16 protein-coding genes, 1 tRNA gene and 3 pseudogenes are annotated in these 25,612 nt (G+C 57.3%); 13 read left to right on the forward strand and 7 right to left on the reverse strand.

The window, feature by feature from the left end; genetic code table 11:
- Positions 1 to 559: 559 nt before the first annotated feature.
- The 4 genes from AC5STB_RS09465 (at position 560) to AC5STB_RS09480 (ending at position 5,467) form a co-directional block, all read left to right on the forward strand.
- Positions 560 to 1,765 (forward strand): YcaO-like family protein, encoded by a 1,206-nt coding sequence (locus AC5STB_RS09465; protein ID WP_495442670.1) that lies wholly within the window; start codon positions 560 to 562, stop codon positions 1,763 to 1,765.
- Complete coding sequence (locus tag AC5STB_RS09470; protein ID WP_495442671.1) at positions 1,762 to 3,108, forward strand: TfuA-like protein; 1,347 nt, start codon at positions 1,762 to 1,764, stop codon at positions 3,106 to 3,108. Before AC5STB_RS09465 ends, AC5STB_RS09470 begins: the two co-directional genes overlap by 4 nt.
- Positions 3,109 to 3,151: 43 nt before the next feature.
- Positions 3,152 to 4,450, forward strand: a complete 1,299-nt coding sequence (locus tag AC5STB_RS09475; protein WP_495442672.1) for a gluzincin family metallopeptidase — start codon at positions 3,152 to 3,154, stop codon at positions 4,448 to 4,450.
- Positions 4,451 to 4,597: 147 nt separating this feature from the next.
- Positions 4,598 to 5,467, forward strand: coding sequence for a pentapeptide repeat-containing protein (locus AC5STB_RS09480; protein WP_495442673.1), 870 nt, complete (start codon positions 4,598 to 4,600; stop codon positions 5,465 to 5,467).
- 66 nt (positions 5,468 to 5,533) lie between these two features.
- Here the strand turns inward: AC5STB_RS09480 and AC5STB_RS09485 are convergent, their stop codons facing one another.
- Together AC5STB_RS09485 and AC5STB_RS09490 are read right to left on the reverse strand one after the other, a co-directional pair.
- Positions 5,534 to 7,303: an adenylate/guanylate cyclase domain-containing protein gene (locus AC5STB_RS09485; protein WP_495442674.1), complete on the reverse strand. Its 1,770-nt coding sequence runs from the start codon at positions 7,301 to 7,303 to the stop codon at positions 5,534 to 5,536.
- Positions 7,304 to 7,378: 75 nt separating this feature from the next.
- Complete coding sequence (locus AC5STB_RS09490; RefSeq protein WP_495442675.1) at positions 7,379 to 8,029, reverse strand: GNAT family N-acetyltransferase; 651 nt, start codon at positions 8,027 to 8,029, stop codon at positions 7,379 to 7,381.
- A 278-nt stretch (positions 8,030 to 8,307) separates the two neighbouring features.
- On the opposite strand from AC5STB_RS09490, the gene AC5STB_RS09495 reads away from it, so the two are divergent.
- The 4 genes and pseudogenes from AC5STB_RS09495 (at position 8,308) to AC5STB_RS09510 (ending at position 11,480) form a co-directional block, all read left to right on the forward strand.
- Positions 8,308 to 8,384 (forward strand) — tRNA-Arg (locus AC5STB_RS09495).
- An 823-nt stretch (positions 8,385 to 9,207) separates the two neighbouring features.
- Positions 9,208 to 9,363: pseudogene (locus tag AC5STB_RS09500) on the forward strand (DUF4236 domain-containing protein); the annotation flags it as partial.
- Positions 9,364 to 9,522: 159 nt separating this feature from the next.
- Positions 9,523 to 10,290, forward strand: a complete 768-nt coding sequence (locus AC5STB_RS09505) for a hypothetical protein (RefSeq protein WP_495444640.1) — start codon at positions 9,523 to 9,525, stop codon at positions 10,288 to 10,290.
- A 30-nt stretch (positions 10,291 to 10,320) separates the two neighbouring features.
- Positions 10,321 to 11,480, forward strand: a protein-coding gene (locus tag AC5STB_RS09510) for an IS3 family transposase (protein ID WP_495441156.1) whose coding sequence is annotated in 2 segments (ribosomal slippage) — positions 10,321 to 10,579 and positions 10,579 to 11,480 — 1,161 coding nt in all. Because the reading frame shifts where the segments join, the coding sequence is not laid out codon by codon here.
- A 72-nt stretch (positions 11,481 to 11,552) separates the two neighbouring features.
- On the opposite strand, the gene AC5STB_RS09515 is transcribed toward AC5STB_RS09510, so the two are convergent.
- Both AC5STB_RS09515 and AC5STB_RS09520 read right to left on the reverse strand, forming a co-directional pair.
- Complete coding sequence (locus tag AC5STB_RS09515; protein WP_495442676.1) at positions 11,553 to 12,617, reverse strand: reverse transcriptase family protein; 1,065 nt, start codon at positions 12,615 to 12,617, stop codon at positions 11,553 to 11,555.
- A complete protein-coding gene (locus AC5STB_RS09520) occupies positions 12,595 to 12,930 on the reverse strand; it encodes a helix-turn-helix domain-containing protein (RefSeq protein WP_259972744.1) in 336 nt (111 codons plus the stop codon). The genes AC5STB_RS09515 and AC5STB_RS09520 overlap by 23 nt, the downstream gene beginning before the upstream one ends.
- Before the next feature lie 1,855 nt (positions 12,931 to 14,785).
- On the opposite strand from AC5STB_RS09520, the gene AC5STB_RS09525 reads away from it, so the two are divergent.
- The 5 genes and pseudogenes from AC5STB_RS09525 (at position 14,786) to AC5STB_RS09545 (ending at position 23,042) form a co-directional block, all read left to right on the forward strand.
- Complete coding sequence (locus AC5STB_RS09525; protein ID WP_495442677.1) at positions 14,786 to 15,946, forward strand: helix-turn-helix transcriptional regulator; 1,161 nt, start codon at positions 14,786 to 14,788, stop codon at positions 15,944 to 15,946.
- 91 nt (positions 15,947 to 16,037) lie between these two features.
- Positions 16,038 to 16,298, forward strand: a pseudogene (locus AC5STB_RS09530) (transposase); the annotation flags it as partial.
- 391 nt (positions 16,299 to 16,689) lie between these two features.
- Positions 16,690 to 20,802, forward strand: a complete 4,113-nt coding sequence (locus AC5STB_RS09535) for a beta strand repeat-containing protein (RefSeq protein ID WP_495442678.1) — start codon at positions 16,690 to 16,692, stop codon at positions 20,800 to 20,802.
- Positions 20,803 to 21,155: 353 nt separating this feature from the next.
- Positions 21,156 to 21,584 (forward strand): annotated as a pseudogene (locus AC5STB_RS09540) (integrase core domain-containing protein); the annotation flags it as partial.
- A gap of 331 nt (positions 21,585 to 21,915) precedes the next feature.
- Positions 21,916 to 23,042, forward strand: a protein-coding gene (locus AC5STB_RS09545; RefSeq protein WP_495442679.1) for an IS3 family transposase whose coding sequence is annotated in 2 segments (ribosomal slippage) — positions 21,916 to 22,180 and positions 22,180 to 23,042 — 1,128 coding nt in all. Because the reading frame shifts where the segments join, the coding sequence is not laid out codon by codon here.
- Between the two features lie 22 nt (positions 23,043 to 23,064).
- Here AC5STB_RS09545 and AC5STB_RS09550 read toward each other — a convergent pair.
- The 3 genes from AC5STB_RS09550 to AC5STB_RS09560 all read right to left on the reverse strand — a co-directional run bounded on the left by AC5STB_RS09550 (position 23,065) and on the right by AC5STB_RS09560 (position 25,604).
- Positions 23,065 to 23,331 (reverse strand): hypothetical protein, encoded by a 267-nt coding sequence (locus AC5STB_RS09550; protein WP_495442680.1) that lies wholly within the window; start codon positions 23,329 to 23,331, stop codon positions 23,065 to 23,067.
- Between the two features lie 66 nt (positions 23,332 to 23,397).
- Positions 23,398 to 24,557, reverse strand: a protein-coding gene (locus AC5STB_RS09555) for an IS3 family transposase (RefSeq protein WP_495441156.1) whose coding sequence is annotated in 2 segments (ribosomal slippage) — positions 23,398 to 24,299 and positions 24,299 to 24,557 — 1,161 coding nt in all. Because the reading frame shifts where the segments join, the coding sequence is not laid out codon by codon here.
- Positions 24,558 to 25,406: 849 nt separating this feature from the next.
- A complete protein-coding gene (locus AC5STB_RS09560; protein WP_495442681.1) occupies positions 25,407 to 25,604 on the reverse strand; it encodes a CsbD family protein in 198 nt (65 codons plus the stop codon).
- Positions 25,605 to 25,612 lie beyond the last annotated feature (8 nt).

The raw sequence follows: 25,612 nt of genomic DNA on the forward strand, positions 1-25,612 counted from the left end.
ATACCAAAAATTGTTCCGGGGAGTGTATGTGTATGCATTTGAATCCGGTGTGCAATTTGTTTCCTGCCATTGCTACTGCATCGTGCCTCCCGCCAGGTGAAGTTAACAGGTGTTGCGCGCGGTATTGCATCTAGCGCGCGGCATCGGCAGCCAAGTCAGCGTGGAGGCTAGTGCCGCCATCTTGCACGGGGTGCTGTCGAGAGGCCATGTGAATATGTTCGTCTCAGCGCCGCCCAAACGGGCGATCAAAAATCTGGTGCTCAAGTAAGGGGTCGTTCGTCTTACCGGACGCAAAGGCCAATTCCCGAGATCTGCGCGCGATGCCCCGCCAGCCGGCAGTCGTTTGTTCAGGTTGAAGTGCAGATGCCTTCTTTGGATCTGTCCGGCGCGGGGCTGATTTTCCATGCTGGCACAAGGATCTGTTGACGGTAGAAAAAACTGCAGGCAGTCACCTGGTTGACCGGTGGCGAACGATCCAGCATCCTTCTAGAAGGTTCGCCAATAGCGGCTTGGCCCGGGGCGGATGTTATGCGGCGGTCATATCAGTGAGGCCAGCCTGATGCCGAAGGCACAGCAGAAAGGATACCTGCACGACACCCACCGTCTGTGTGATCCGGCGCAGACGCTGGCCAAAGTTCGCCCGCACCTGACTGACATGGGCATAACGCGGATTGCCAACCTGACCGGGTTGGACCGGGTTGGACTTCCGGCGGTGATGGTAACACGGCCAAACTCCCGCTCTGTTGCTGTCGCGCTGGGCAAGGGGCTGTCGCTGGATGCTGCCAGAGCTTCAGGGGTTATGGAGGCTATTGAGACTTGGCATGCGGAACGGGTCACGCTGCCATTGCGTGCAGCCAGCTATCACGACTTGCGGCAGGAGGCGCGTGTCGCCGATGTTTGGCGGCTGCCGCGTGTGACCGGCTGCAGCTTTGATCCGCAGTGCCGGATGCTTTGGATCGAAGGCTCCGATCTTGCAACAGGTCTGGCGCACTGGCTGCCATATGAAATGGTGGACACCGACTATACCGCCCGGCCCTGTGGCGGGCAGGGGGCATTTCCGCGCACGACCAACGGGCTTGCGTCCGGGAACAGCCTGGAGGAGGCGGCCTGCCATGCCATTTGCGAGCTGATAGAAAGGGATGCGATCACCCTGTGGCATCACGCGCCGCCAGGCCCGCGGCTTGACCAGGCAACTATAGATGACCGGCGCTGTCAGGAGGCGCTGGACCGGTTTTCGCAGGCGGGATTGCTGGCTGGGGTGTGGAACATTACGTCGGACATAGGCGCTGCCGCCTTCCATTGCATGATTTGCGAGACCGGCAGTAGGCCCGGCCACATCGGCATCGGGAGCGGTTGCCATCCAGACCGCTCCATTGCTCTGTTGCGGGCTCTGACAGAGGCCGCGCAGACCCGGCTGACCTATATCTCCGGTTCGCGCGATGATCTGAACCCGGAGGAGTTTACTCCGACAGCCACGGCGGAGAGGGCGCACTATGTCCGCAGCCTGATTTCAAGCAACCAGGCTTCGGAGCGGTTTCAGGACTGTCCGACATTTTCATCATCTTCCTTCGAAGAGGATCAGGCCTGGCTTTTAAACCGCCTTGCCGCCGCGGGTATGGCGCAGGTTCTGATCGTGGACCTGTCTCGCAAAGAGTTGGGAATCCCGGTAGTGCGGGCGGTTATTCCTGGCTTGGAAGCTCCGCATGACGATCCGGACTTTGTCGCCGGCGAACGGGCGATGAAGACAGCGGAGGCGCGCGAATGAGTGCGGTTGTCTTTGCAGGCCCGACCATCAGGGCCAAGGAGGTGCGGGCGGTGCTGGATGCCACCGTGCTGCCTCCAGCCGGCCAGGGCGATATCCTCCGCGCCGCCCGTCAGGGAGCAACGGTCATCGGTCTGATAGACGGGTATTTCGAGGGCGTGCCCTCGGTCTGGCACAAGGAAATCCTCTGGGCTTTGGGGCAGGGGATTGCCGTGTTTGGAAGCGCCAGTATGGGGGCGCTGCGGGCGGCGGAACTATCGGCCTTCGGGATGGTCGGTGTTGGCAGGATATACGAGGCCTATGCCTCAGGCGCGATCTGCGACGATGATGAGGTCGCAGTTCTGCACAGTCCGGCGGAACTGGGGTTTGCACAATTGAGCGAGCCGATGGTTTCTATTCGCGCGACTGTGGAACATGCGGCCGGCTGCGCTGTTCTTGATGAAGAACAGGCGGCGGCCGTGCTGGAAGCTGCCAAGATGCGTTTCTATCAGCAAAGGACCTGGCAGAAGATTTTTGCCGACATTCCTGCAGCTCCATGGCTGGACCGGTTTTCGGATTGGCTAAAGACCGGGCAGGTAGACGCCAAGCGCGAAGACGCGCAGGAGATGCTTGCGCGGATGGCGGCCTTCCTGCACGGCAAAGAACAAGCGGCAGGCCCAGCGGCTGAGCCGATGGCGCGTACACTTGCCTGGAGAGGGCTGGTGCGGCGTGTTGAGGCGCATGAGCGCCGTTTGAAGACTTCTGACCGGCGGGTACTGGATGAACTGCGTCTGGAGCCTGAGCGCTTTGGCCTGTTTCGGACCCGGGCTGCGTTGCGCCTGCTGGCACTGAAGAAAGCCCGCAAGGCGGGGGGGCGTGCAGCAAGGCAGGACACCCTGACGCAGATGAACAGCCACCGCCAGGCACATAGTCTGTTTCGCAGCAAGGATCTGCAAAACTGGCTGAAGGAGAACGGGCTGACGGCAGAGGAATACCAAGCCCAGCTGGAGGAGGCAGTACTTGCCGGGTCTGTCATCCGCGCACAGCAGGAAGATCTGGAGCAGCACATGCTGGCAGAACTGCGGCAGGCTGGTGCATTTGCCGGATTGAAAGCGCGTGCATCAGAGAAAGAGTTGCAATTCGCCGCTCTGAGCCAGGCAGACATGCTAGGGCCGGATGCGGACAGTTTGCAGCTGGCGGGCTGGTATTTTGAAACGCGCCTTGATCAAAATGTCCCTGAAGACCTCGGCGCGTATGCAGAGACCATCGGCCTGCAAAACACGTCAGAATTCTTTGAACTGATCCGCCGTGAATTCATGTATCATCAGCCAAACAAGACACAATCTGCTGGGGAAAGCAGGGGCTAGGCAGGGCGAGACGGGCGAAACCTCCGCTGGGTTGGAGGACGGCATGGAAGATCCGCACGAAACAGCAAGAGAAGCGCCGGGAACGCGTTTTCTGCTGTTCCCGCAATCCCCCTTCCGCAAGGAGGAGCCGGTGCTGGAGTTAGTCGAGATTTCTGCGCCGCCCGGCTCGATCGGTCCAGGGCCGTCCGGCCCCCGTATGTACGCAGTCAACGCATTGGGCAAGACGATCCCATATGGTGCAATTGTTCCGGGTCCTGCCGGTCCCGGCATGTATCTCCCCCCCTGGCATGGAGAGCTGCAGGCGCCGCCAGAACCGGATGAGGACGGGCATTTCTATCATATCGCACCTTCTGATCCGCGATTTGAGGCGGCGCATCTATTCGCCGCCGCACATTTCACCCTGGATGTATGGGAAGAATATTTCGGCCATGATATCGCCTGGCATTTTGCGCGGGATTACGACCGGTTGGAGCTGTCTCTGCTGCCAAGCCTGGACAATGCCCACATCGGGTGGGGTTTCTTGGAAACCGGCGGCACTTGGGAACATGGCGGGGAGTACCGCGCATACAGTCTGAATTTTGATGTCGTCGCCCATGAAATCGGTCACGCGATCATCTACAGCGTGGCCGGGATGCCGGTCTCCGAGGATGTCCCGGGTGAGTACTACGGCTTTCACGAATCTGCTGCAGACATGGTGGCATTGATTGCTTCCTTGCACTTCGGATCAGTGGTTGAGGAGCTGCTCGAAAGCACAAGCGGCAACCTTTACACTTTCAATCAGCTAAACCGTTTTGCGGAACTTGCCGGGAATGAGCAGATCCGGATGGCCGCGAATACACGGACGCTGCAAGACTTTGTCCGCGGCTGGAGCAGCGAGCACGCGCTGTCCGAACCCTTGACCGGTGCGATGTTCGATATTTTGGTGGATGTATTTCACGAACGTCTCCTGGTGCTTGATCTGATCACCCCGGAAATGGAGGACCTGTCTGACCAGCTGGAGGAAAGCCCCCATTACGGAGACGTCATGCAGGTCCTGTTCGATGAACGCTATGCCGCTGATCCAGAAGGCTTTCGCCTGGCATTGCTGCAAGCGCGGGACATCCTGGGCTCTTATCTCGCCGCAGCCTGGAGCATGCTTGATGCTGAAACCCTTACCTATGCAGCTGTAGAACAGGCGCTGCTTCTGGTAGACCGGAAATCGACGGGGGGGGCGTTTCAAACGATCATTGAAGGCAACTTCCGGATGCGCGGCATCGGCCTGGTCCAGGCAGGCCCCCGGCTGGATGACCCGGACGAGGACAGTCATGCACATTCGGTGCGGACAAGAGTGCCGGAAAACTGACTGACCTATTGGCTGTAAACTTTCACCGTTTTGTGATACTTTTATACTCAGGGGGATTTTTCCGGAAATCGGGGCGGCGTCAATCGCTCCCACGGGAATGCAAAAAGATCTTCTGGTGTTGTTTCCATAGCCACGGGAGTGTGAACGGTGGCCGAGTCCTTACTGAGTTTTTCCGAAGTGTTGATATTTGGGCGTTTGATCGATGACATCAAGGTGATCCCAAAATACGTTGGGGCTGCTGTCGGCACGGTCGATAACTTAGCCAAGTTGGAAGGCACCTCTGTAAACGGCGAAACCGTCGAAGCCGGCGACAAGATATTGGTTATGGCCCAGACTAATAAGTGCCAGAATGGCCTTTATACTGTTGCGAAAGGGTCAGGCAGTCCTTGGGTCCATCAGCAGCAATTTCCCAAAGGAACGATCATTGATATTGCTCGCGGCAAGCGTCAGGGGGTGTGGAAGCAAGACGGGAAATGCGACTTGGGCGAACAGGACTATGTTCAAGCAGGGAAACAGCAGCGCAGGGGTAAAGCAAAAGGAAACGGCCGTAACAACTTTCTTGGCGATCAGCTGAGTGATGATGCGAAGCTGGCCCGGATTTACGGGTTTTCCTATGAAGGCACATACTTTGAGTTGCCGGAGCCAGTGATTTTCCTGGTTCATGGTAAAGGCGAATGTGCGACTGGCCCTGTGCCGGGAGACGGGAACGTTCAGGTGTCCCGGGCGCCCTTGGACCCCTCCGTGACCGGGGTTGCTTCGGCTGAGTACCAAATTGCAAACGATATCCGGGTCTGGGACTATGACAGAGCCGACTTTTCGATCCGGATGGACGTGATGACCGGTATGCTGGAACAAATTCTTCTGGATGTCTATTTTGGTTGCGGCCCAGACATCAGCGGCGCCAAGGTGAGCGGCGCAAAGGTCAGCGGTGCAAAAGTCAGCGGCGCTAAGGTGAGTGGCGCCAAGGTGAGCGGTGCAAAAGTCAGCGGTGCAAAAGCGCGCGGCTCAGGAGATTAAGGAAGCCAGCCGGATTTCGGAGGCATTGGGCGGCGTGGCGGGCAACCCCGGCTGCGCTGCCCCGGTTTAGAACCCCGCCTTCTTCAGCCCTTCGACAAAATGCAAAGTGTCTTCTTGCAGCCGGTCAGGCTGCACCTTGGCCCAGCGGTCCAGCGAGAAATTCGGGTGCGCCTCATGGTGGCGGGCTGCCATCTCCCGCGCCATCTCCATCTTACCCAGCTGAGCGTAACTGGCAGCCAGCATGCGCTGGCCCTCCGTCGGATTGTTCATCCGGGTCAGCGTGTCGATCACCGAATCATATTCCTTGAGATTGTAATAGGCACCGCCCAAGTGCCAAAGGTACTGGTCCGGGAAGTACGGGTTCAGCCGCATTGCCTGCTTCAGGTTTGCGATCGCTGTTTCGTTGTCGCCGGAATGGGCCAGCGCGTCGGCGTAGTCGGATAATAGATCAGCGTCATTCGGGTTGAGCGCCAGAGCGCGCCGGTAGGCCCCGATCGCCGCATCATGCTCCTTGCGGTAAAGATGCACGAACCCCAGCTCGCCAAAGCCGCGGGCATCGGTCGGATCCAGCTCCACCGCCCGCTGTGCGAAGGCCAGCGCAGTGTCCAGCGCGTGGTCAGCGTCGCTCGCCCAGGAATAGCGCCAGTCAATGTTCATGGTGCGCGATATCGCCGCTGAGGCCCGGGCATAGTCCTGATCACGGGCCAAGGCCCTTTCGTAAAGCGATTGGGCCTCGCGGTTGTCCTGCCGTGTATAGCGGAAGATATACTGCTGGCCGCGCAGGACATACCCATATGCCGCGAGGTCAGAAGGAGCGGCATGTGCCATCCTCTTGCGTTCCTGGGCCTCGATCAGGACGGCTGTCGCTGCGACAATGGCGTCAGTGACCTCATCCTGGATAGCAAAAATGTCATCGATGTTGCGGTCGTAACGCTCTCCCCAGATCGTTCGTCCGGAATCGGCGTCAATTAGTTCAATAGCAATCCGCACCCGTGCGGCCGCCCGGCGGACGCTGCCACGGGCGACATAACGCACACCCAGCTCGCGTGCGGCCTCCTGCGGCGGCATGGAGCGCGCCTTGAAAAAAAATGCGGAATTGCGCGCAATGACGAAAAGGTTCTTAAATTTGGACAGGTTCAGGATGATGTCTTCAGTCAGCCCGTCCGCAAACCAGCTGTCCGACTGATCCCCGCCCATGCTGGTAAAAGGCAGAACAGCAACCGAGGGAACGTCCGGTTTCTGCGGGTGCTCGGGCTGGATTGCCGGGCGCAGGGTCGCGGCCATAGCCGCGCCTTCGATCTCGCTGCGGACGCAATAAGCTGGGATTGGCTCGGTGATATTCTTGAGCCGCTGCGGGCCAAGAAACTCAAACCCGAGGCGCAACCGGTTGCGGATCTGCTCATAGACTGAAGCGCTGACGAAGACCCTGCCCGGTTCGGCAATTTCTTGCAGCCGAGCGGCGATGTTGACGTTGTCGCCGTGAATTCCGCGGTCATCGATCAGGATTTCGCCCATATGCACGCCGGCCCGAAAGCGCAGCTGCTGATCCTCAGGCCGGGAGCTGTTGTTCTGTTCCGCAATGCGGTGCAATTCGACTCCGAACTCCACCGCGTTTGTTGCTGTCTCGAACAGTGCCAGCACCCCGTCTCCGCGGACCGCCACAACCCGCCCGTCATGCGCCTGGCAAGCTGATTCCAGCTGTTCCAGAAGCGACTTCAGGGCGCTGTAGGTATCAATTTCATCATTTCCCATCAACCGGGCATAACCAACAACATCGGCAAACAGCACCGCCCCCAGCTGGCGCCGGACTGTCGTTGACTTGTTCTTGCCGCTCACAAGCTGTCCTCCTCCCGTGAGTATGGGCCGAGACCGGCTTCCATTCTGGACCGGTGTTCTGGGCGGGCTGTGACTTCAGCCCCCTTGAGTGTCCTGCGGGCCAGGCGGCCACGACCAGCCGGAGGCCGCAGCGCCGCGGAAGCTGGCACTGCAACCGGCGTCAAGGCCCTGAGCCAGTGTTTTGCGGCTGGCGGCCCAGTCCCGGCGCAGCAGCCCGATAGTGATCATGTCAAAGTGCCGGCCTTCGGCAAACCAGGCTTCCCGCATCGTGCCCTCCGTTGTGAACCCGGCACGCGTGGTCATTTGCTGGCTGCGCTTGTTGTCGGACCGGTAATACGATGTAACGCGATTTAGCCCGATCTGGAGGAAGGCAAAGTCCAGAAGCAGGGCCATTGACCGGATGCCGATACCTTGCCTGCGCCAAGCTTCTTCAATGAACAGCGCGATGACGGCATCGCGGTTCACGGGAGAGATGTTTTCGAGCCCGGTGATGCCGCAAAGCTCGCCTTTTTCTGTGGTGATGGCGAACCAGCATTTCTCGCTGAAATTTACAGCATCCGCCGCAGGCCCCCATGACCGCTGCAGGTCGGCCGCATTGAACGGTGCCCGCACTGACCGGTCAAAGCGGGCGAGGTCGGCGATGTTTTGGAACCAACTGGCCATGTGGGAAAGGTCGCCGGATTCCAGCGGCCTGAGCCGGAAAGCTGTTGTCGGCCGCTCTGGCATATACTGTCTCCTTCCGTTTTTTTATGCGAGGCGTTCCGGAACCTATACGGCCGGAAGTAGAGTGGCTTGCCAACAATACCATAAATGCGACCCGTTCGGAGTCTTTGACTTCCGGCAGCGGTTCTTCGGGCTTCTCTCTTGATGGCAGGCAAGAGCGCTAAGGGCGGAGAACTTCTCTGCCCCCTGCGGAATTCTGCAAAATGAGGCGGCAAGAATTACTTTAACAATCTTTTTTGGGGTTGCGCCCGTGCGGTGCTATGATTAAACCCCGCCGCAGTGGACCGATAGCTCAGCTGGATAGAGTACTTGACTACGAATCAAGGGGTCGGGGGTTCGAATCCTCCTCGGTCCGCCACTTCCCAAATTGTCGGGCGACACATAGTTTTGCCATTAGCGACAGAACCTTTCCTTTTTCGTGTCTCCAACATTCCCGCTCGCGCCTCCTGTTCCGCCAGTGGCGAAGCCTTCCCTGATTTTCACTTCGGAAGACCTCGTGTCTTCCGGAGGGCAAAGCAGGGTGGGCGCAGCCCGGACTGCGGCCGGACGGTGATCTGACACACGGGGCCGGAGCGGTGAAATTGGGAGGGGCCCGCGCCTAGCGCGGGAGGAACCGGATTTCTCCGTGGAGGCTGACGCGTAGCGGCATCAGAACCCGTGTTCAGATTGCCGGCCGGATGGCAGGCGGACCAATCAAACGGAAAATGCCAGGCGCGCTAGAGCGGAGCGGAGGCGCGGCTGACTTCTGTGCAAGCGATCGCGGTCTCTCCGCGATCACATTCTAAATTAGACTGGAGGGGCAGGAGGAAAGCAGCCGGCGAGATCTTTAGCTGCCATTTGCCACGCGGATCGCGAACTCACGCAACGCGGACTTTGCGGCCATTGCCCTTCCTGGTGTTTGCTGACGCAGCATTCGCTCGCGGGTGCGGCGTGATTTTCGCTGTGAAGCGGCATGTGTCGCCAAACCGGCCGTTGAAAGTCAGCCCGAGGGGCAAATAAAATCCACCCTTTCGCCGCAACGTGGATCGACCAACGAGGAGCGGGACGGAGCTGATTTTCGCTGCACTCCAGTCAGATTTCCGCTTCTTACCTTCATGACCAATTATTCTGGTATGTAGAACAGGTTGTCGCGCCAAGCAGCGATCGCGGCTAAGTTGAGCGAGAATCTCTAGGTTGGTAGTATGACACTTCGTTTCAGGCAGACATTTACACTTTTCCCCGGCGTTCGGATAAACATCGGCAAGCGTGGCATCAGCACGAGCATTGGCGTTCCGGGTGCCTCCGTCAACATCGGTCGGCAAGGCGTCCGCGCTACGGTCGGAGCGCCGGGAACTGGCCTGTCCTACAGCACTCTCGTGGTTCCTGCCGGGAAGACACCTCGCGTTCCAGCCCCGCAGCCCGCCCCTGAGCCAGAGAAGTTTACCCCTCCACCTGCGGGAAGTCCTGCGGCTGGTAATAACCCGGCATCGGCAAAGGTCTACATGCCCCAAGCAGGGATGAACGAAATTGCCAGCGCTTCGGTCGAAATGCTGACCAGCACTTCGCTGATCCCTTTGCGCGACCTGATAGCGAAAGCGCGCGAACAGAAGTCGCAGGTCAAGTCTGACTTGAAGGAGGCACGCGATGAGGAGGCCAAGCAGCAAGGTGAACTGAACCGCCGCAAAACGAGCTTGTTCCGTTGGTTCTACAAGAAGCGAATTGCAGAGCTGGAAGCGGCACTTCCAGTCACCCAGGCCGAGGTCGAGAGGCTGGCGAACTGGGAAGACAACACCAAGATCGCCGTGACGTTCGAGGCCGGGGACGCTGCTCAGCGCGCTTACTCATCTATGGTTCGGGCATTCGACAGCCTCAAACTGAGCAGCAAGAAATGGGACGTGACTGCCGACAGGTCCACGAACCAGTTTGTCGAGCGATCGCTAGCCAATCGCACTGTCGACAGGCATCCGGTCATCTTCGAGTTTAGTTCAACCGACTTGATCCAGTTCTCGGGACGGGCAATGCGTTTCGAGAACATCAATGGCGACGACATACTGATCTACCCCGGTGTCGCGGTTATACCTCGTGCGGACGGCGTGTTCGCCCTCATCGACATTCGCGAATTGAAGATCGACATTGAAGGGGTGCGATTCCACGAAACGGAGGTCGTGCCAAGCGATGCCGAAGTGGTTGGGCATACTTGGGCGAAGACGAACAAGGACGGCTCGCCTGACCGACGCTTCAAGGAGAATGACCTGCCCCCCGCAAAATCCCTCACCATGAAGTAGAGTCTGCCCAACCTATGTAGGAGCAGACGAATGCGTAAGAGCCGTTTCACTGAGGCGCAAATCATCGGGATGATCAAAGAGCAGGAAGCCGGGATGCCGACAGCGGAGGTGTGCCGTCGGCACGGCCTGAGCCCGGCGACCTTTTACAAACTGAAGTCCAAATATGGCGGCATGGAGGTGTCGGAGGCCGCGCGGCTGAAGGCCCTGGAAGATGAGAACGCCAAGCTGAAGCGGCTGCTGGCGGACACGATGCTCGACAACGTGGTTTTGAAAGACCTGCTGGGAAAAAGCTGACGACACCGAAAGAGCGGCGAGAGGCAGCGCTCAATGCAATGCGGGATCATGACATCTCGCAGCGCAGGGCCTGTCGGCTTGTCGGTGTCGACCCCAAGACGGTCCGGCGCGAACGCCCGCTCGACCATCCCGAGATCCGCCAGGAGATGAAGGAGATCGCTGGCAAACGCCGCCGGTTCGGCTACCGGCGGATCGGCGTGCTGCTTGAGCGAAAAGGCATGATCATGAACCACAAAAAACTCTACCGCCTCTACCGGGAAGAAGGCCTTGCGGTGAAACGGCGGCGGGGCCGCAAGCGTGCCCGGGGCTCGCGAACGCCGATGCCCGAAGCCACACAGCCCAACCAGCGCTGGTCCCTGGATTTCCTGGCAGACAGCTTCGGCGCGTCGCGGAAGTTCCGCATCCTGGCCGTAAACGATGACTGCTGCCGGGAAAACCTGTGCCTGGCCGCGGACACCAGCATTTCGGGTGAGCGCGTTGCCCGGGAGCTGGACGCGCTCGTCCGGATCTACGGAAAACCTGTTTGCGTTGTCAGTGATAACGGCACGGAATTCACCAGCCGGGCAATCCTGAGATGGGCCGACAGGAACGGCGTGGATTGGCATTACATCGATCCCGGAAAACCGCAGCAGAATGCCTTCATCGAGTCATTCAACGGAAGCCTGCGGGACGAGCTTCTCAATGAAGAGCTGTTCGATACCCTGGACGATGCCCGCCGCAAGCTGGCGCTGTGGCGCTACGATTACAACAACGTCAGGCCGCACTCTTCGTTGGGGAACAGAACGCCAAAGCAAGCGCGGCAGGCGCTTGAGCAATTTGAGGGCTCCGCGCCTGCCGCGCTTGCCAAGCCCGAAACCGACGACTACCAAAATCAAACCCGCAGACTCTCGTCATGAGCGAGGGACCCGCGGGGGGCAGGTCACAAGAGCTCGCGCAGTGAGGGACGTTTTGACTAGCCGGTGCGGAATTCAAAAGGCTATGGTGTCGATCTCGTCCTTTCTCGCTTCTAGTTCTTCAGGGGTCAGGTAACGCTTATTAGAGCTAAGTGATGCAAGCCTGTCGTTGTTGATGCGGATTGCTTTCTCTCGCTTCTGGCGTATCGAGTTCATCTCGCTAGCAATTTTTTGACCTCGTTTTGAAGCACTACCCACAACGTGTCGGATTCCACCCAAGTGCGCCAGAAGGCGTGTCGAAGCGACGTCGAGTTCGTCTAAAGTTTCTGCATTTTTGAGTTCCGCCCACAGTGTCTTGGATTTCATTTCCAGTTTTCGTGGCACAATCAAATTTGAGCCAACAACACCGACCCCTGTTATGAAAACAGGCTTATTTCCGGTTCGAACTTTGAGCTTATGCGTTTTGAGGCCAAACGAGGACACCGTCTCGCGGATTTTCTTAACAAGCCCGCCTGGTATTTTTGAACCGGAGATGGTCAGATCGTCCACCCAAACTGTAAAGCTCAAATCATGGGCTATACAGAGGTCAGCAATGGCGTCAAACATTGGCCGATGCACCAAAGATGCAAGGACAGGGGTTAGCGGAGAACCAAAACACGCCCTGTCGTCAGCCGTGCCGACATGCGCAATCAATCCAGCAACATCCGGATGCATTCCGAACTGGTCAACAAGGGACTTCCGGATCATGCTTCTCGAAGTAGAAGGGTAAAACTGCTTCAGATCTAATGTGAGATACTGCGCAGCGGACATATGTGCCGCCGCGTTATCGCGTTGAGCCTTTCCCTTTCGGGGGCTCATTAAGTAGCTGCGCTGAACAATCTTCGAGAAATGGAATCTCAAACGCTCATGCGCTGCCCGCAGTCGGCCGACCGGGTAGACCAGTTGTCGCTCTTTGCCTCCGGAGGTGATTGTCCGTCGAACCAAGAAGTGCTCTTTAAACCGTGGCGTGCCTAACCTTTCCAGGTCGTCGCGTTTTTCGCGGACTAAATCCGCGACATCACGTTGAGTGGGGTTTTGAGCAAACGGAGAGCGGTTTAGCTCATACCGTTCCTGGTTTCTACGAGCTCGTTGTTTCTGCATCAAAGGATTCCGAAGGCTTCAGCTTGTCCAGCAAATTTAACGCTTTCCTAGCTACGATAAGGCGGCCTTTTCGGATTGGCGCATCACCTTCAATTTCTTCTGCAAAAAACATTAATTGTGACTTTCTGACCCCGAGGACAGTGCTGTATTTTTCTAATGTATCCAGAGTGACAGATTTTGTTCCTCTCTCAATCTCCGATACCATGGCTTGAGACATGCCTAGAGCTTCGGCCAACTCGGTCTGAGAATACCCCCAATAGAGTCGCGCTATTGTCAGCGCCTCGTTTATCATCGGCTTTTCAGTTTTTGCCATGATTGTATCCATGGGCTGTGAAGGGGTCACCGCCGCTGCCCGCGAAAAGGACGAGTTTCACTCCCAGAACTCTGTTAGGAGATTCCAAAGGCGAAACAGGATCACAATGGCGGAAAAAAGGTGCCGCCACTTCGAAGGTTTCTTGCGATGCCGCCGCTGGTTCTGAACGTCTTTCTTGCACATGTTTACTGCTCCTCAGTTCCGGCCGGAATTGGCCCCCGTAGGAAAGAGGATAGCGATCAGCGGCGTTTGACCCCTTACATGCCGCACCCAACCCCGGATGGGTGCGGCGCGCGGCCACTCCCGTCCCCGAGACGCAGGTGTGTGACGAAGGCTCTAAGCCTTCACAGGGCCTCTGGCCCCAGGTCTTGTCGGGTTCTGCGTATGCAAGGTTCATAACGCCAACCAACATAGGTTGTCGGGCGCCTTCCTTCAAGTACTATATCGCTAATAGCGATAATTTAGAACCAAGGACCATATGGCCGCTATCTCTGCCGATAAACTTGTGGTCCGCTGGCAGGCTTCACGATCGCTTAGCTGACCCTGCGAGCCTGCAGGGCTTCCCTCACTGCCGGATCGTGAATCTCTGCAAAAAAGAATGCGAGCAGCGCCGCAGCTAGACGAGCGACAGGTGCGTCAACGCTGATTGCGCCATCAAGACACCTGATAGTCGATGGGTTTAATTCGTCTCTAAGCTTCAGGGCGTCGACCGTCTTGTCTAGGAAATTGACAAGTGGTGCACGATCAGGCGCAGCCGAGGACACGGCCCTGTCTAATAGGATTGCCCGAGGGGGAGGGCGGCGCCCTCACCCTGACGGCCAGGGGCGTTTGGCTTGTCCAAATCCCGCTGGCCCAACAAAAAAAGGCGGCAGGTTCATCCTGCCACTGTTTCAGCCGTTCTTCAGAAATGCAGCGAAAGCTACCGAAGAGCCCAACCTGTAACTTGGATTTTTTTTGCTGCGTGCGCACACAGCACGGATTTCTCTGCACACACGCAAGTTCTGGCGTCGCAGCGCGGCGGGAAAACCAGCCGTTCGTGCGTTCCGCAGTGCGATTTTACCTGAATTTACTGGACGCGGGACAACGCCACCACTCCCGTCTGCTGGAGGCGATGTCGACAGTCATCCAGGAACGATGCCTGATGTGTGCAGTTTGGTTTTCTTTCCGCTAGCCGACGGCTGAATTCTTCAATCTAATTTGGCTCTGCACCGTACTGAAGCCAGAAAAATTTGTAGGGAAACAAAATACTTCTAATATAAGCCTCTTTGCGGTTTTCCTACTCAATACTTGACGGTTGTGCTAGCAGGTGGTTGTAGTCGCAAAAGCAAGTCGGGTGGGCCACAGAAACACCGGGAACCCGCGTCTGTGCGCAGATCATCCGTTACTCATCCGCAGACCAACTCCGCCGCCTGCGCGGCCTCGCCATGCTCATCCCTGATAGTGTCCACTTATTCGCTAATGGGCACATTCCATCACTAGCGGCGGTCGTCAGTGCGGGGAGACCGGACGCTTACGATCCCGGTGAAAGCACGTACCGAAACGATGGAAACTAGTGGAAGATTTACAAACAGAAGCAAGCCAAATTGGGGAGGCATTAAATTCGTGCGAGTTTCTCATTTTTCTGCTAGACTGCTCCAACTGATGGTGGCTAAGCATCTGTCCTTGAGACTGCTTCATGGATCAGAAATTAGCTTGGCTAGTGGGGTATTGGGGGTGCGCTATTTGTGTTTCGCAAGATAGTTGCCTGCGAGAGTCCGAATGACCATCTCTTAAATAGTGTTCGCGGATCGAAAATCTTCACCTAGTGGCGAGGCGCCGCAAAATTGTACGAGTGAAAAGCGGCTGAAAAAATCCCATGCCAGACATTAAAAATGCCTTGATATCAATTTACAGTGCGTCCCTCACTGATAAATACTGGGTGCACGCATTAAATGAATGCTCGAAATTGATGGGCGCGACGGCCTCTCTAATTTATCAGGTTTCTTCTTATGGGGACGTTGACTACAGATTGGAAGCGGCCAGTTCACATTTTAGAAACCTTCCTAACATTTTGCACGATTACAATTGCATGATTGAGAGAGGCGATGGGTCTGGTTTTGATCGGGAGGGTATGAGATTCGTGCATTCTCGTCGAGCATTCGATGTACGGCTCGATAGCCAGATATTTGAAATGGACAACGGGTATTATGAGCGGCCGGAAGTAAAATTCATGGCGGAGCGAGCTGGCCTTGTTCGGCGGTGCGCAATCAGCTTGGCCGATGATCCATCCAATCTCACGGGAATAATTTTCTTGTACAACGACAGTTTCAAAGAAAATAAGCTCTCTACACTCAATGGCGTCCAAAAACTATTTACACCTCATATTGCGAAATCCTTGGAGGTGCATCGTTTTACTCACAGTCTCCGCACTAAATATCGCGCCGTCTTGTCTGTGCTTGATAGGATTGGCACTGGTGTATTTGTTGTATCGGAAAACGCAAATGTAATAGTTGCAAACAATGTTGCCTCGGAAGTGCTTGATGCGAAGGATGGCGTTTTTACGTCTGGTAAAGGTGTGTTGGCAGCCAAAGACGAGTCGGTCTGTGCCGCTTTGCAGTCGGGAATTTTCAACGCAAGTGCCTCGGCAAAGGGTGAAATCAATGACGCCGGCAGTGTGGTACAAATTCCACGCGAACGGTCTGGCATATCTCTAGTCGCAGTTATCTCTCCTCTCAGAGATGCTGAGATGGAAATCGAAAGAGGGTTCGCCGGAGCGCTGGTCACGCTAATAGATCCCCTGAGACCAGTTGAAGTGCATGCCAACTTTGTGTCCTTGGCATATGGTTTAACTCAGGCAGAGGGTCGCGTTGCAGGGTTTCTTCTTCAAGGACTGACAAATTCGGAAATAGGTGTGAGGATTGGTGTCAGTCCCGAGACAATCAAAACACAGATCAGCTCAATTCTCGCAAAGTGCGGGTGCAGGACGCGAGTGGCGTTTATCTGGAGAGTATTTCAACTAGCCCCACCGGTCAAATAAACGGCGCCACCCAGACCTTTTTCCCTAGGGTCAGGATGCATTGATTTTCGCTGCGCTACGTGATTCACGGTTTGAAAAACGGAACCGTGACATGAGCGACCTCTATTGGCTGGCCGACGAACAGATGGCCAGGCTCACCCCTTTTTTCCCAAAGTCGCACGGCAAGCCTCGGGTTGATGATAAACGGGTCTTTAGCGGGATTATGTTCATCCATCGCAATGGGTTACCATGGCGAGACGCGCTTTCTGAATATGGCCCGCACAAAACGCTCTACAACTGGTGGAGTCTTTGGAGCGAGAAAGGTGTTTTCGCGCGGATGATGACCGGGTTGGCTGCTGAACACAGCGAGGAAAACAGGCCTCAGCTCTGACTAGCCTCGCTTCCATTGGACACGACTGCGGCGCACTGAGAGGCAAGCGAACAATAGGCGGGGGACGACGAATTCTGCGGCATGTGATGTTCCAGGCCGCTATCGTTGCCCGCCATCACAATGCGGTTCTGAAAATCTTAGCCGACCGACTTCGCGATGCAGGCAAACCTCACAAAGTCATCATCACGGCCGTCGCTCGCAAACTCGTCACACTCGCCAACGCGCCCGTCAAATCCCGTCAGGTATGGATTGCTCACAGCGCCTGAGAAATACAGTTGCTAAGCACCGTCTTCCCCCATTTGGGGGATGGGGCGTTTCAGTCCCCGCAGTAGCATCAGCGGATTCCGTGCGCGCGTAGTTGGGAGGGTAAACAGTGACTTTTTCAGACAGTGAGCTTTTTCAGGGATTCGGAAGAAGCAAGCGCTTCGATCCCCGGTCACACGTGGTAAACGACTTCTTGGGTGTTGCAACGTTGGTACTTGGCAACCGGGCCAGCACTATCGTTGTCGATGATGGCACGCACTCAGTCTTTATCGCGGGGAACCTCACAAAGTGGTGGAAAGCCCCCTTTAAGAACTGGACAGATCATCAGCAGGCAGATGCGGGTTACGGATTGCATACCGCAACCCTTGCCGATGGGCGCAAAGGCATCAACCGCAAGATACTTGATGTCAAGGATCAAGATGGAAATCCGTCCGTCGAACTTTTGAAGCTGGTCGAAATTGCGTTACAGGGCGGTGCCAGCGGCTCGAGCGCGGATATCAATCTCCGGACCGGGAATTTCAACCTTTCCGGTTCTGACGGTCCCTTCCTCGAGGTCGTCGTGGACGGCCGCAAAGCCTCGGACATTCTCCTGTTCAAAGGGGACGTAGCAAGAAACCTTCTGCTGGCTTTCGACGACTTCGGCTACGCTAGGACAGTTGATCTTTCGAATTCGACGTCGAGTGAAACTGTAGATCTGTCCGGCTATGTTCAAGGGACAGTGGAAACTGGCGCGGGCAACGATACTATTACGGGCAGTGCTGGAGACGACTCCATCCGCTCGGGAGATGGAAACGATTACGTATACCTTGGCGCAGGAGATGACACCGTATTTGCCGGAGCAGGAGATGACCGGATCATCGCCGGACAGGGGGCAGGCTTTGATTTCATCGATGGCGGAGCAGGCAATGACTATGTTGAGTATCCATCCTGTACAACCGGCCTGACCATCGACCTGCGGCCTGCAGACCGGTCCGGCGCCGCCTTCGGGACTACGACTGTTGGGGCGGCCCTTGCGGCCCAAGGATATGCTCCCACAACACCCGTGGGAATTGCGAGCGGGGCTCAGATCGACACTGATATTCTGCTGAACATTGAAAATGCGATTGGTGGCAGCGGTGCTGATACCATTCACGGCAATGCGCTGGATAATGTCCTCGGCGGGGGTGGTGGCAGCGATGTGATATTTGGTCACGGCGGTTATGACCGCCTACTGCTCCCGGGCGCACCAGGCGATTACCAAGTCACCTACGACAGTGTGAGCGATGACGGCACATTCATCGTCACAGACATATCCGGTTCCGGTGCGAGCGATGTCCGAATAAAGGATGTGGAAGTACTTGTGTTTTCAAACGCCGAGCGACCGTTATGGACCTACACGAGCTACATACACAGGTATGTGGATGCAGCTAATTCTCCGCTCATAGGAACACCCGCCCGGGAAATACTGCATGGAGATGCCCGGGACAACGTGCTGATCGGTAACGAGGGTGAGGACATCTTCATCGGGGGCGCGGGCAACGACACCATGGATGGCGCAAACGCTAACGACGATGCAAATTTCATACTGGAAACTGTTGACTACGCGTCAGAAGAGGCTGGCGGAGGATTTCAGGGCGTCGTCGTGGACCTCGGGGCGGGCACTGCCACCGACACTTACGGGAACTCCGACACCTTGATCGGAATCGAAAGAGTATTTGGGACAAGCCACGGCGATTTCATTCAAGGCGCCGACCAGACGAGCGGGTCGGAATTCTTTGATCCGCACGGGGGCGACGATACCATTCACGGAGGCGGCGGCCGCGACACTCTCGCCTACCACCTCACCGAGCGCACTTACGGCGGAAGTTCCGGTATCACAGTGGCGCTGAGCACAGCTGTCGCTGGGGCGGGGGTGGTCACCTCTGATCCATTCGGGTTCACCGACACGTTCACCGGGATCGAGCGGATACGGGCGACGGAATTTGCGGACCTGTTCACCGGTGGTGCCGGTGATATCGAACTTCAGCCACTGGCAGGAGCGGACACGATCAACGCTGCCCAGGGCTCCAATGTCACAGTGACATACCGGAATGATGCAAACTATGGCGGCAATGCCGGGGTCACGGTCCGGCTCGACGGGAACTACGCGATCGACGGGTTCGGAGACCGCGATGTTTTGAGCAGCTGGGTTACCGGCATCGAGGGAACCGGATCTTCCGACTACATCCAGGGCAATCTGCTGGACAATCGTCTTGGGGGCGGCAATGGAAACGACCAGATTTATGGAGGTGCGGGAGACGACCGGATAGACGGCGGGGCTGGCGATGACCTCCTCACCGGCCAGGCCGGCAATGACACGGTGATCGGTGGCGATGGGGATGACACCATAGTTTCAAATGGAGGCGACAATTTCTTCTTCGGCGGCAACGGAGCAGATGAGTTTGTTTTCCATAATGCTGGGAATACAACCGTACTTGATTTCTCTGTCGGAACGGACAGCCTGCGCTTTGGACCCGGCATTTCGCTATCATCGCTGAGCGAGACAGACGACAATAGCGATGGCGTTTTGGATACTGTTCTGCAGATGGACAATGGGCTGACAGTGAATCTGCTGTCTGTGAATGGTGTGGGCAGTCTCGGGCCGCTGCTAGGGCAAACTCTTCCTGGGTCTTTTGGCGCCGCGATTAATGGGATCAATCCGACTGATCTTAGCGGCAGATCAGTCTCCCAGGCCGGTGATGTGAACGGCGATGGCATCGATGACATACTAATCGGCGCAATTCGTGCCGATCCGAACGGATTGGCAGATGCCGGTGAAAGCTATGTGGTCTTCGGCGCCGCGGGCGGCTTTAGTGCCAGCCTGGACCTGGCCGCGCTTGACGGCAGCAACGGGTTTGTTCTGAACGGCATCGCTACAGGCGATCAAAGCGGCTTTTCAGTCTCTTCGGCCGGTGATGTGAACGGCGATGGCATCGATGACATCCTGATCGGGGCTAGATCTGCCTCTCCGAACGGATTGGTAATAGTCGGTGAAAGCTACATTGTCTTCGGCGCCGCGGGCGGCTTTGGCGGCAGCCTGGACCTGGCCGCGCTCGACGGCAGCAATGGGTTTGTCCTGAACGGCATCGCTGCATCCGACCAGAGCGGGTATTCCGTCTCCGGTGCAGGGGATGTGAACGGCGATGGCATCGATGACATACTAATCGGCGCAATTCGTGCCGATCCGAACGGATTGGCAGATGCCGGTGAAAGCTATGTGGTCTTCGGCGCCGCGGGCGGCTTTAGTGCCAACCTGGACCTGGCCGCGCTCGACGGCAGCAACGGGTTTGTCCTGAACGGCGCCGCTGCTGGCGACTTTAGCGGAATTTCCGTCTCCCAGGCGGGGGATGTGAACGGCGATGGCATCGATGACATCCTGATCGGCGCGCATAGTGCTGACCCGAACGGACAGGGTAATGCCGGGGAGAGCTATGTGGTCTTCGGCTCCGCAGGCGGCTTTGGCGCCAGCCTGGACCTGGCTGCGCTCGACGGCAGCAACGGGTTTGTTCTGAACGGCGCCGTTGCTGGCGACTTTAGCGGCTATTCCGTCTCCCAGGCCGGGGATGTGAACGGCGATGGCATCGGTGACATCCTGATCGGGGCTCATGGTGCCGATCCGAACGGAATGGAGCGTGCCGGGGAGAGCTATGTGGTCTTCGGCGCCGCGGGCGGTTTTGGCGCCAGCCTGGACCTGGCTGCGCTCGATGGCAGCAACGGGTTTGTCCTGAACGGCGCCGCTGCTGGCGACTTTAGCGGAAACTCCGTCTCCCAGGCGGGGGATGTGAACGGCGATGGCATCGGTGACATCCTGATCGGGGCGCATGGTGCCGATCCGAACGGAGTGGGTCTTGCCGGGGAGAGCTATGTGGTCTTCGGCTCAGCGGGCGGCTTTGGCGCCAGCCTGGACCTGGCTGCGCTCGATGGCAGCAACGGGTTTGTCTTGAACGGCGCCGCTTTTGGCGACCAAAACGGGTTTTCCGTCTCCCAGGCGGGGGATGTGAACGGCGATGGCATCGTTGACATCCTGATCGGGGCGTATGGTGCCGATCCAAACGGAGTGCGTGACGCAGGCGAAACCTACCTCATATACGGTGGCCCCGATCTTCTGCATCGTTTCGATTATGCCGACGGAACCCGCGATGGCAGCATCGAACTGGCCCTCTTGGCTGAAAACCCGGCCAACTATGACCTGCCGATCTCCTGATACGGAAAGGGCGAGGTGAAAGAGTATGCTTGGAGCGGTCATCAGGTTGACCGCTCCCATGCTGCAGCGGCCATGACGTGCGGGCTTGCTCGGGGCGAAATGCCGGCTGTTCTTCTTCGAGGGGAATAGAACAGCCTGACATCGCTATTGCTTGCGGCAATTGACTGAAATTGATGTGATTATTTCGGGCAGCCTGGAGATGTGCAGAAACTGTTTTCCGAGTGTGGAATCCAGTAGAAATTAGCAATTGTGTCTATTCGCGGGGCAGAGCTTCCAAGGTGTGCCAGTTTTGATGATCGCGTTAGCTATTTTCACCAGTCTTCGTGCAATTGCGATGACGACGAGTTTGCCGGGTCCACACCACCTTGACTGAGCGAGCCATTGAGAGCGCCATCGGATCTAGCCCAATGGCGAGCGGGATCCAGCTCGCCGACCGGCCCAGGAACCGGAATACGGCCTATTCCCGGCAGATGCGTTTCGGCATGATCTGTGAGGAAAATGAAATCGACCTCCGCCTGACTAAGCCTAACCATCCTTGGACCAATGGCCAGGTTGAGCGCATGAACAGTACGATCAAGCAGGCCACCGTTAAGTGCTTCCACTAAGACAACCACGAGCAGCTTCGCACGTACCTCGGCGACATCACCGCGACTTACAACCTTGCGCGCAGGGACAAGACACTCAGCGGCCTCACGCCTTACGAATACATCTGGCGAACCTGGACATCCGAGCCAGATCGATTCATCCTAAATCCGATCCACCAGATGCCGGGACTGAACACCTGGATCAACCGCTGCGAAAAGGGCGAATTGAGTTTGCACTTCAGGCTGTTTTGGATGACCGGTCTGGTGTTTTTGGCTGCAATGCAGCGATGGGTGCGCCGCGCTTGCAAGATAATGCTGCGTCAGCGAACTCCCGGAGGGGCAACGACCTCTGTGTCCCACTCCCTGCCAGTCCAAACCCAACCAGGTAAACGGCCCCTGTTTCAACCTCAGTCATTCACGCTCCGCGCGGCGAACTTGCGGCATGGCCCAATTTTCCGCAGCATTTGGCCCACTGGAGTGCCCCATCTGAACTGGTCCACCGTTATGTTTAGGAAACGGAGGACAGAGAATGGCGAACAAGCGGCACAAGCCAGAGGAAATAGTTCAGAAGCTGCGGCAGGTTGATGTGCTTGTCGGGCAAGGAATGGCGCGGGTTGATGCAGTCCGGGAGGTTCGCATCACGGAGCAGACCTACTACCGCTGGCGCAAGCAGTATGGTGGGATGGGAACCGACCAACTGAAGGAACTCAAGCGTCTCCAGAAGGAGAACGAGCGGCTGAGAAAGGCCGTGTCGGATCTGACACTGGACAAGCTCATCCTGAAGGAAGCCGCACGGGGAAACTTCTGAGCCCCGCTCGTCGCCGAGCCTGCATCCAGCTGATCCGTAGCGGGATGAAGGTATCGGAGCGTCGGATCTGCCGCGTGCTCGGGCAACATCGCTCGACACAGCGGCATCATCCAAGGGGCCGGGAAGACGAGGAACGGCTGGTTGCCGACATGACCGGATTGGCCAGGCAATACGGCAGCTACGGCTACCGGCGCGTTGCTGTGCTGCTGAGGGATTCAGGCTGGCAGGTCAGTGATGGCCGGATTGAGCGGCTGTGGCGACGAGAGGGGCTGAAGGTGCCACCGAAGCAACCGAAGAAAGGAAGGCTTTGGCTGAACGATGGGTCATGCATCCGGTTGCGCCCCGAGTATCGCAACCATGTCTGGTCGTATGACTTCGTGCATTGCCGAACCGACGATGGGAAAGCGTTCCGCACACTGAACATCTTGGATGAGTTCAGCCGTGAATGCCTGGCGATCCGAGTGAAGCGGAAACTCAACTCGACCGACGTGATTGATGCCCTGACGGACTTGTTCATCCTGCGGGGGCCGCCAGCTTACGTTCGAAGCGACAACGGGCCGGAGTTTGTTGCCAATGACGTGCGGGCCTGGATTGAGGCTGTCGGGGCTAAGACCGCTTTCATCGAACCCGGAAGCCCCTGGGAGAACGGCTACGTCGAGAGCTTCAACGCCCGGATGCGGGACGAACTGCTCAACCGTGAGATATTCTATTCGGTGAGGGAGGCTCAAATCATCATCGAAGGCTGGAGGAAACACTACAACACAAAGAGACCCCACAGTGCATTGGGCTACAGGCCCCCGGCTCCAGAAGCCATCATCCCGATGGAACCGAGGCCAATGATGCACTAACAATCAAACTGGACCAGTCAGATCAGGCCACCCAGTCCCCCAGGAGGCGGAACAGTTCTTTAAAGAATTCTAAGTTCGCCTTAACGGCAAAAGGCGTCAATCTTACGAGAACACGCTGTGTGTAACGTTCATCGAGCGGTTTATCCGAAGGATAGTCCGTGACCAAGGGAGAGAGCAGTATATGCTTCAGCAATTGATCGTCGAGAATCTGTTTTCGTTTCCCATCACCGAGGGGAGAAAACTGGGCCTCGAATGTCTCAACAAAGTCCGAGATCATATCGACGCGCATAGACCGGATCTTCCTGCGCATCAGGCGCGTTCGAAGCCTATGACCTGCCCCCCGCGGGTCCCTCGCTCATGACGAGAGTCTGCGGGTTTGATTTTGGTAGTCGTCGGTTTCGGGCTTGGCAAGCGCGGCAGGCGCGGAGCCCTCAAATTGCTCAAGCGCCTGCCGCGCTTGCTTTGGCGTTCTGTTCCCCAACGAAGAGTGCGGCCTGACGTTGTTGTAATCGTAGCGCCACAGCGCCAGCTTGCGGCGGGCATCGTCCAGGGTATCGAACAGCTCTTCATTGAGAAGCTCGTCCCGCAGGCTTCCGTTGAATGACTCGATGAAGGCATTCTGCTGCGGTTTTCCGGGATCGATGTAATGCCAATCCACGCCGTTCCTGTCGGCCCATCTCAGGATTGCCCGGCTGGTGAATTCCGTGCCGTTATCACTGACAACGCAAACAGGTTTTCCGTAGATCCGGACGAGCGCGTCCAGCTCCCGGGCAACGCGCTCACCCGAAATGCTGGTGTCCGCGGCCAGGCACAGGTTTTCCCGGCAGCAGTCATCGTTTACGGCCAGGATGCGGAACTTCCGCGACGCGCCGAAGCTGTCTGCCAGGAAATCCAGGGACCAGCGCTGGTTGGGCTGTGTGGCTTCGGGCATCGGCGTTCGCGAGCCCCGGGCACGCTTGCGGCCCCGCCGCCGTTTCACCGCAAGGCCTTCTTCCCGGTAGAGGCGGTAGAGTTTTTTGTGGTTCATGATCATGCCTTTTCGCTCAAGCAGCACGCCGATCCGCCGGTAGCCGAACCGGCGGCGTTTGCCAGCGATCTCCTTCATCTCCTGGCGGATCTCGGGATGGTCGAGCGGGCGTTCGCGCCGGACCGTCTTGGGGTCGACACCGACAAGCCGACAGGCCCTGCGCTGCGAGATGTCATGATCCCGCATTGCATTGAGCGCTGCCTCTCGCCGCTCTTTCGGTGTCGTCAGCTTTTTCCCAGCAGGTCTTTCAAAACCACGTTGTCGAGCATCGTGTCCGCCAGCAGCCGCTTCAGCTTGGCGTTCTCATCTTCCAGGGCCTTCAGCCGCGCGGCCTCCGACACCTCCATGCCGCCATATTTGGACTTCAGTTTGTAAAAGGTCGCCGGGCTCAGGCCGTGCCGACGGCACACCTCCGCTGTCGGCATCCCGGCTTCCTGCTCTTTGATCATCCCGATGATTTGCGCCTCAGTGAAACGGCTCTTACGCATTCGTCTGCTCCTACATAGGTTGGGCAGACTCTACTTCATGGTGAGGGATTTTGCGGGGGGCAGGTCAAACGGTAGACACCGAATCTGTGCGCAATCAACTGTACTCCCATAGTGTTTCACCCCCCCAAACCGCCGACGGCATGAGCCCTATGCGGGCCTTGATCGCTTCCCGGGTTTTTTAAGCGCGCGGCACGTCGCGAACCGGTACTAAGCGGCCGTTGCAAGGTCTGCCTGGTAGAGACGGCTGAGCGGGACTTTGCGGCCATTGCCCTTCCTGGTGTTTGCTGACGCAGCATTCGCTCGCGGGTGCGGCGTGATTTTCACTGTGACGCGGCATGTGTCGCCGAACCGGCCGTTGAAAGTCAGCCCGAGGGGACAAATACAATCCACCCTTTCACCGCAACGTGGATCGACCAACGAGGAGCCGGACAAACCAGCCTTTTGCACTTGCCGTGTTCGCTGACGTAGCATCGCTTCGCGCTCGCGGTGGGCTTTTTGCTGCGTTGCAACCCAAATCACCGAAGCGGTCATTGCCAAACGGTTTCGGTGACCTCATCCAAACCGCAACTGCGCTGCATGGTGCCTGGATAGGAAAGAGGCTGGACTTATCTGTCGTTTCCTTTCCAGGGGTTTGCTGACGCAGCATCTATTTGCTGTTGCGGTATAATCATTATTGTGTTGCCGCCCAAATCGGCAAAGAAAACGAGGTTGGGGACGAAGCTCAAACCGTCCTTTCGTTCCGTTGCTGGTCAATCATCGAGACGCGGGGAAAAGCGTTGATTCGCCACTTTGAGCAGTTTCTGCAGCTGCGCGGCGGCGTCTGTGTCGCTGTTCGGTCTGCGCGCCTAGTCAAATCGCATCCAGAATGCGGTCAATGGCTTTGCGAACCTCGTCCTTGGTCTTGCCTAGACGCTGCTGCAGCAGGCCTTCAAGCTGCTCACGCTCGCCACGGGTCTGCTCCAACTCATCGTCTGTCAGTTCGCCATAAGTTTCGCGCAGGCGGCCTTTGAGTTCGGTCCATTTTCCGGAGATTCGGTCGTTGTCCATGTCTTGTC

Source organism: Leisingera sp. CC-HEC093, from assembly GCF_059429195.1.